Source organism: Mesorhizobium sp. B283B1A, from assembly GCF_020165735.1.
Taxonomy (GTDB): Bacteria; Pseudomonadota; Alphaproteobacteria; order Rhizobiales; family Rhizobiaceae; genus Mesorhizobium; species Mesorhizobium opportunistum.
Window position 1 is genome coordinate 1 of sequence record NZ_JAIUIQ010000084.1, and the last position, 7600, is coordinate 7600.

At 64.4% G+C, this 7600-nt stretch carries 8 protein-coding genes; 3 read left to right on the plus strand and 5 right to left on the minus strand.

Features of this window, described 5'->3' with window-relative positions:
- Nucleotides 1–99: 99 nt before the first annotated feature.
- Entirely contained in the window at nt 100–351 is a 252-nt protein-coding gene (locus tag LB577_RS32830) for an antitoxin (RefSeq protein ID WP_224690536.1), read from the minus strand.
- 225 nt (nt 352–576) lie between these two features.
- On the opposite strand from LB577_RS32830, the gene LB577_RS32835 reads away from it, so the two are divergent.
- The 3 genes from LB577_RS32835 (at nt 577) to LB577_RS32845 (ending at nt 3482) form a co-directional block, all read left to right on the plus strand.
- A complete protein-coding gene (locus LB577_RS32835) occupies nt 577–1563 on the plus strand; it encodes a sulfate ABC transporter substrate-binding protein (protein WP_224690537.1) in 987 nt (328 codons plus the stop codon).
- Between the two features lie 251 nt (nt 1564–1814).
- On the plus strand, nt 1815–2264 hold the full coding sequence (locus LB577_RS32840; protein ID WP_023768256.1) for an RrF2 family transcriptional regulator: 450 nt from the start codon (nt 1815–1817) through the stop codon (nt 2262–2264).
- A gap of 87 nt (nt 2265–2351) precedes the next feature.
- On the plus strand, nt 2352–3482 hold the full coding sequence (locus tag LB577_RS32845; RefSeq protein WP_224690538.1) for a hypothetical protein: 1131 nt from the start codon (nt 2352–2354) through the stop codon (nt 3480–3482).
- Here LB577_RS32845 and LB577_RS32850 read toward each other — a convergent pair.
- The 4 genes from LB577_RS32850 to LB577_RS32865 are packed head-to-tail and all read right to left on the minus strand — an operon-like array spanning nt 3477 to nt 7535.
- Nucleotides 3477–4025 carry a gluconokinase gene (locus LB577_RS32850; RefSeq protein ID WP_224690539.1) on the minus strand — a complete coding sequence of 183 codons (549 nt, stop codon included), beginning with the start codon at nt 4023–4025 and terminating at the stop codon, nt 3477–3479. The genes LB577_RS32845 and LB577_RS32850 overlap by 6 nt on opposite strands.
- Nucleotides 4026–4027: 2 nt before the next feature.
- Entirely contained in the window at nt 4028–5014 is a 987-nt protein-coding gene (locus LB577_RS32855) for an ABC transporter permease (RefSeq protein ID WP_224690540.1), read from the minus strand.
- On the minus strand, nt 5011–5991 hold the full coding sequence (locus LB577_RS32860; RefSeq protein WP_013894576.1) for an ABC transporter permease: 981 nt from the start codon (nt 5989–5991) through the stop codon (nt 5011–5013). Before LB577_RS32860 ends, LB577_RS32855 begins: the two co-directional genes overlap by 4 nt.
- Nucleotides 5988–7535, minus strand: coding sequence for a sugar ABC transporter ATP-binding protein (locus LB577_RS32865; protein ID WP_140576756.1), 1548 nt, complete (start codon nt 7533–7535; stop codon nt 5988–5990). The genes LB577_RS32860 and LB577_RS32865 overlap by 4 nt, the downstream gene beginning before the upstream one ends.
- Between the last annotated feature and the right edge of the window lie 65 nt (nt 7536–7600).

Here is a 7600-nt window from a genome sequence, read left to right on the forward strand (position 1 = left end):
GAGATCGAGTTGCCGGTCGATCACCCGGCGGCGCAGAAGAGCCGGGTGGCTTTCCGGCCGGGGCGTTGGAAGCTGTTCCCGGCCGCTTGATCCCGGGGGTCAGGCGCTATTGCGCACAGCCGGATCGTTAATCGCGGGAAAGTCGTCTTCAGGGCCGAGCGGTGGCTCTTTCGCCCATTGGGCGAGCAGCGCGGTAAGCCCGGCTTTGACAAGACGGTTGCCTTCGCGACTGACCAGAACCTTATCGCCGGGCAGCCCGAACTCGACAGAAATGCGCACCGCCTGGCCGCAGTTGTTGCGGGACAGTTTCGCCTCCTTCGGTGGCGTTGTTGAATGGCGGTGCTGGGGCATGATTGCCTCCTTGTATGCCATTTGTAAATGCTGCCCGACGCTGCAATGCAAGAAGGTAGAAACCGAAGGCAAGAGGGGGCTGACTGGAACAGAATTCCAATGAAAGGCGTTTCTGACGATGTATTTTCGCACAGCAATGCCATGGGTCGCCTCGCATGCCTCGCCGCGCACGGTGCGTCGTGGCTATGGTCGGGCTATAAGCGCATTGCATCGGAGCCTGTTTTCATGAAGCGATTTTTCCTTGGCGTTGCCACCGTCGCCGGCCTGTTCCTCGCATCCTCCCAAGCCTGGTCGGCCGACAAGTTGCTCAACGCCTCCTATGATGTTGGCCGCGAACTATTCGCCCAGGTCAACAAGGCGTTCATCGAGAAACATCCGGGCGTCACCATCGACCAGTCCCATGCCGGCACCTCAGCGCAGGCGCGCGCCATCGCCGAAGGCCTCGGCGCCGATGTCGTCACCTTCAATCAGGTCACCGACGTCGATTTCCTGGTCAAGAAGAAGCTCGTCTCGGCCGACTGGCAGAAGGACTTTCCCGACAACGCCTCGCCCTTCTATTCGCTGCCTTCGTTTCTCGTCCGCGCGGGCAACCCCAAGCACATCAAGGACTGGAACGATCTGGTGCGCGACGACGTGCAGGTGATCTTTCCCAACCCGAAGACGTCGGGCAATGCGCGCTACACCTATCTGGCGGCAACCGCCTACGCCAAGGAAGCCTTCAAGGGCGACGACGCCAAGGTGAAGGAGTTCATCGCCAAGCTGTTCAACAACGTGCCGATCTTCGACACTGGCGGCCGCGCCGCGACCACCACCTTCGTGCAGCGCGAGATCGGGGACGTGCTGATCACCTTCGAGTCCGAAACACGCGGCATCCGCAAGGAGTATGGCGACGACAAGTTCGAGCAGGTCACGCCTTCGGTCAGCCTGCTTGCCGAATTCCCGGTTGCGATCGTCGACAAGGTCGCCGACGAGCACGGCACGCGCGATCTGGCCAAGACCTATCTCGACTTCCTCTACACGCCCGAAGGCCAGGATATCGCCGCCCGCAACGGCCTGCGGACCCGCGATGCGGCCGTGGCCGCCAAATACAAGGCCGATTTCCCCGATATCCGCCTGCTGACAGTGGAAGATGTATTCGGCGGCTGGGACAAGATCCAGAAAGAACACTTCGCGGCCGGCGGCCTGCTCGACCAGGCCTATGGCAGCCGCTGACGGTTGCAGGATTTGAACAGGGATGGGAGAGCCGGCGCCTTGCCGGCTTTTTCGTTTTTGCGCCGGCGAGCCGGTTTCCAGCACAATATCGGCGGCTGCAAAACGTTACAAAGAATCAACGCGTTTGTGCCTAACGTGCCATTTGGCGTCTTGTTGTCGCCAAATACTGTCGCGCGGCGATACCGTCATTATTTGCACACAAACAGCCGCCAGATGCGGGTGGTTGGGGCTTTCAATGGGTTGATCAGGGCATGCTGACAAAAAAAGGCAAATACGGCCTCAAGGCCCTCGTTCATCTTTCCAGTCTTCCGGTCGGCCAATTGGCCTTCGTCAACGACATCGCGGTCGCCAACAACATCCCGAAGAAATTCCTCGATGCCATCTTGGGCGAATTGCGCAATGCCGGCTTCGTCCAGAGCCGCAAGGGCAAGGAAGGCGGCTACCGCCTCGCCCGCCCGGCCTCCGAGATCAAGATCGGCCATGTCGTGCGCGTCCTCGACGGGCCGCTGGCGCCGATACCCTGCGCCAGCCGTACGCAGTACCAGCGTTGCGAGGATTGCGACGAGGCGACCTGCCAGGTCCGGCACATGATGCTGGAGGTGCGCCAGGCGATCGCCGAGGTGCTGGACAACCGCAGCCTCGCTGCCATGCGCGATGCCGACAACGATGATTTCCCGGTCGAGTTGACGTCGCAGATCTAGGCCACGGCCTGATGCGCGGCATTCGCTATCGCGGTTGCGCGGCCCATATCGACGCAGTAAAGCGGTCTTGAACAACAGGCTGGACCGATGAGGCTGTCGTGGTTCGCAAAGTCCCGCAACCGCAAGCCGCCGTCCGCGGCCGCCTTCCGCACTGAAATCATCGCCGACGTTCGCGTTCCGGAGCGGGCGGAGGATGTGCGCTTTTTCAGCCGCAAGCTGATCCGCCCCGGCAGGCCTCGCCGTTTCTCCAACAGGGACCCTCGCGAAAGCCTGCTGGCCGTCTTGTATCTGGTGGTCGCGGCGGCTTTGCCCGTACGTTGGTGGGCGCCGGTCTGCCGGCGCGTGTCCAGACTTGGCCTAAAGCGGCATCTGCGCAAGGAGTTCTCACCCTACGCCGAAGCCGTCCACGCAGTGCTTGGCGATGATATCGATGCGCGCAGCCTGTTCGAGGCCTTGCTCGCGGCACGCCATCGCCGCCGCCTGCAGCTTGCCGCGCATCTGGTCGCCAGACGCTGGTCGCCAACGACACGGCTGGAAGGGCTCGAGGGACTGCGGGCCGCCTTGCGACGCGGCCATGGCGCCATGATCTGGTGCGATCAGTTCACCTCGCAGACCATCTTCGGCAAGCGCGCCCTGCACGAGGCCGGCATCGGGGCCTATCAGGTGAGCGTCAACGCGCATGGAGTTTCCGAGTCTTCGTTCGGCCTGCGCTTCCTGAACCCGCCGCTGGTCAATGTCGAGAACCGGTTCCTGAAGGGTCGCCTCGTCTTCGACCGCGATGATGTCTATCAGCTCACCATCCGCATCCAGAAGGTCTTGAAGGAGAATGGCGTGGTGCTGATGACCAACAACATCCACGCCGGCTCGACCTTCACCGAGGTCGCTCTGGGCGACAGCGGCTGGACGCATCTTGCCTCGGCCCCGGCGAATTTCGCCGCCAGGGGCAAGGCGGCACTGTTTGCCATGTCGACCTTCGAAGAGGTTCCCTTCAGCCAATACCGGGCCGTCCTGAGCCCCGAGCTGGTGCCCGCGAACCCGCCAACGGATATGTCCAGGGGTGGAGCCAAGAACACGGTACTGCAGGCAAGCTACATCCTGCTCAAGCGTGATTGTCTGCTGCAGGCACTCAAGCATTGCCCCGAGCAGATGATGTCGTGGTCCCGTCGCCAACGCCTGACCGAGGGTCGACACAGCATCGGTGCCGGTGACGGCTCATGACCGGCGCAGCAAACGGGTCGCATCCGTGACGAGTTCGGCCACCGGGCGGGTCGCATCGAGCGTCAACGCCCGCTCATCCATTCCCGGCGGCTCGAGGATGGCGAATTGGCTGTCGACCAGGCTTGCCGGCATGAAATGGCCCTTGCGGCCGGCGACCCGCTCACTCGCCGTCGCCGGATCGATCTCGAGGTAAAGGAAGACGATGTCGCGGCGGAAGCCGCGCAGCCGTTCGCGGTAGCCGCGCTTCAACGCCGAGCAGGCAGCGACCACGCCCTGCCCCTGGCCGACCGACGCGACGATGCGTTCGCCGATCGCATCGAGCCAGCCTTCGCGCAACTGGTCGGTAAGCGGTTCGCCGTTTGCCATGCGGGCGACATTCTCCGGCGGATGCAGCCTGTCGCCTTCGATGAAGATTGCGCCCAGCGCCTCCGCCAGCGCGGTTCCGACGGCCGACTTGCCGCAGCCGGCGACGCCCATCACCACGATCGCGGGAGGCGCCGAACCAGAGGCGCCCCTACGCGCCTGCGCTGCCTTGTCGTCCACGGTCAGCGGCTTGCCGGCGCGCGGCCGTAGAGCAACAGCATGGCGACGATGACCACGCCATAGATGATCTGCCGCCCCGCTTCCGGCATCTGCATGACCGACAGGATGGATTGCAGGAGCGTGATCAGGATGACGCCGGCGACGGTGCCGAGATAGGAGCCGCGCCCGCCGAGGATCGAGGTGCCGCCGAGCACCACGGCTGCGATCGACGGCAAGAGATAGGCGTCGCCCATCGACTGCGCCGCCTTGGAGGCATAGCCGGCCAGCAGCACGCCGCCAAATGCGGAGAGCCCGCCGGAGACGGCGAAGGCGATCATCACCACGCGTCTTGTGTCGATGCCCGAGAGATAGGCGGCGCGCTCCCGGTTGCCGATGCCGTAGACGGTGCGGCCAAAGGCGGTGCGGGTCAGCACGAACACCATCGCGGCGCCGATCAGCGCCCAGATGATCACCGCATTGGGCACCGCCGGAATGGCAAAGCCCGTGGCCAGGTAGCGCATGGCGCCGGTGGCCGAATCCTGGGGCGAGAAGCCGCCGGTGTAGACCACCATCAGCCCTTGCGCGACGGCGTTGGTGGCAAGCGTTATGATCATCGAGGGGATGCGCAGATAGGCGACGCCAATGCCGTTGACGACGCCGATCAGCACGCCGCATAAGATGCCGAACGGAATGGCCAGCGCCACGCCGACCGGACCGTAGGCAGCCGCCGCGCAGGCCATCATCGCGCCTGCCGCCACCGACCATGGCACCGACAGGTCGATCTGGCCGAGCAGGACGACCAGCATCATGCCGGTGGCGATGACACCGAGAAACGATGCCACTTTCAGCTGCTGCAGCAGGTATTCAGGCGACAGGAAGCTGCGCGAATAGAGGCTGCCCAGCAACAGCAGCATCACGATGCAGGCAAAAGCCGTCAGCACCGCCGGATCGGCGCGGCGGATGAATTTCGGCATGCGGCCGGCAATGCCGCCCAAGGTCGTCTCGCTCACAGGAACCACTCCAGCCGGTTGCGGACCCGAAACAGGGCGAAGGCGCCGAGGCTGACGGCGACCAGCAGGATAACCCCCTGGAACAAGGGCTGCCAGAGCGGATCGAAATCAAACACGAACAACAGGTCGCCGATGGTGCGGAAGGCAAGCGCGCCGAAGATCGCGCCGATGGCGCTGCCCTTGCCGCCGAACAGCGAGACGCCGCCCAGCACCACGGCGGCGATCGAAAACAGCGTGTAGGCGTTGCCGCTGGCATAGGCCGCTTCGCCCGTATAGGTGAAGAAGGTCAGGAACAGGCCGCCAATCGCGGCCAGCAGCCCGGCCAGCGCGTAGGCAGCGAACTTGCCGCGCCTTATCGGCACGCCGGACATGTAGGCGGCCGTCTCCGAGGATCCGGCCGCGTAAGCCGCCCTGCCGAGCACCGAGCGGCTGAACGGCACCCAAACCACCAGCACGACGGCCAGCAGCACGACAAGGCTCGCCGGCACCACGCCGAAAACGCGGCCGGTCAGCGCATCGGCCAGGTCCTCATTGACCGAACCGCCCGGAAAGGGCCGCAGCAGAAGGCCGATGCCGTAATAGACAGCGCCCGTCGCAATGGTGGCGACGATCGGCTGCAGCCGCCCGTAGATCACGATGGCGCCATTGATGGCGCCGCACAACAGGCCGACCGCCAGCACGGCGACGACGCCGAGCGCCGTCTGCATCGGCGTCCCCACCACCAGCCAGGAGGCCAAGCAATTGGTAAGCAGGAAGATCATGCCGACGGACAGGTCGATGCCGGCGGTGATCACCACCAGCGTCTGCGCCATGGCGACGAAGGCGAGCAGCACGCCTTTGTTCGCCGCCGTCTGCACGACGTTGGCGCTGAAGCCGGCCGGATGGTTCGCGCTGTAGATTGCGAACATGACGATGAAGATGCCGAGCGCCAGCAATGTTCCGCGCTGCTCGGCCAGCCAGTAGCGCCAATCCTTCACGCACTTGCTCCCAGGCCCACCGGGCTCTCCTTGCCATCAATGTTGAGCGCGCTCGATATCAGCGCCCGCTCGGTGATCTCGGCGCCGACCAGCTCGCGCTTGACCGCTCCGTCATAGAGCACCAGCACCCGGTCGCAGCAACCGATCAGCTCGTCATAATCGGTCGAATAGAACAGGATCGCCGCCCCCGCATCCGCAAGCTTGCGCATCAGCTGATAGAGCTCCTGCTTGGTGCCGACATCGATGCCGCGCGTCGGATCGTTGAGCAGGATGATGCGCGGCTGGCGCATCAGCCATTTGGCGATGACCACCTTCTGCTGGTTGCCGCCAGACAGCGCGCCGACCGGAATGTCGAGCCCCGCCGTCTTGATCGCCAGAAGACCGACCATGTCGTCGATCAGCCGCTGCTCGGCCGTGCGGTCGATGATGCCGCCCCTGGACAGCCGGTCGAGCGCGGCGAAGGACAGGTTCTCGCGCACCGTCATCGGCAGCATCAACCCTTCCGTCTTGCGGTCTTCGGGAATGAGCGCCATGCCGATGCCGTCATCGCGGGCGGCCGATGGACTGGCGATCGCCACCGGTTTGCCGTCGATCAGGATTTGACCGGATAGCCCGCGCAGCACGCCGAAGAAGGCGAGCAGCAATTCGCGCTGGCCTTGGCCATCGAGACCACCGAGACCGACCACCTCGCCGGCCCTGACGGTCAGCGAGATGTTGTCCAGCCGGTCCGCCCAGGAAAGCTTGCGGGCTTCGAGCCTGGGGGCGGCGGTCGCAGGCACCGCCATCGGCTTGGGTGGGAAGATGTGGCTGTATTCGCGGCCGATCATCAGTTCGACCACCTCATTGTCGCTCTTCGAGCCGGCCTTGTAGCTGGCGACATTGCGGCCGTTGCGAAACACCGTGCACTGGTCGGCCAATTCGGCGATCTCGTTCATGCGGTGCGAGATATAGAGCAGCGCCAACCCTTCCGAGCGCAGCCGCTTGAGCACCTCGAAAATCCTCGAGACGTCCGCCGCCGTCAGCGCCGAGGTCGCCTCGTCGAGGATGAGGATGCGTGGCTTGCGCGCCAAGGCCTTGGCGATCTCGACCATCTGCCGGCGCGACAGCGGCAGGTCCTTCACCAATGCCAGCGGGTGGATATCGGCTGCCCCCGCGCGCGCCAGCGCATCTTCCGCGATGCGGCGCTGCGCTTTGCGGTCGATCATGCCGAAGCGTTTGGGCGGATCGGAAATGACGATGTTGTCGGCGACGCTGAGTTCGGGGATCAGCGACAATTCCTGGAAGATGCAGACGATGCCGGCCTTGTTCGCCGCACCCGGCGAAGCGAAGGTCACTTCACGCCCGTCCAGCATCATGCGACCCTCGTCGGGCGCCACGACACCGGCCATGACCTTGATCAGTGTGGATTTGCCGGCGCCGTTTTCACCGAGGATGGCGTGGATGCTGCCGGCAGAAACCGACAGATCAGCCTTCTCCAGCGCCCGTACGCCGCCATAGCGCTTGGATATGCCTTCCACGCGCAAGAGCGGAACCGCGCCGTCCATCAGCCCTCCCCAAGGGTAATTTGCGATTGGAACAAGCGGCCGATGCCGCGGGATTTCTCCCGCGG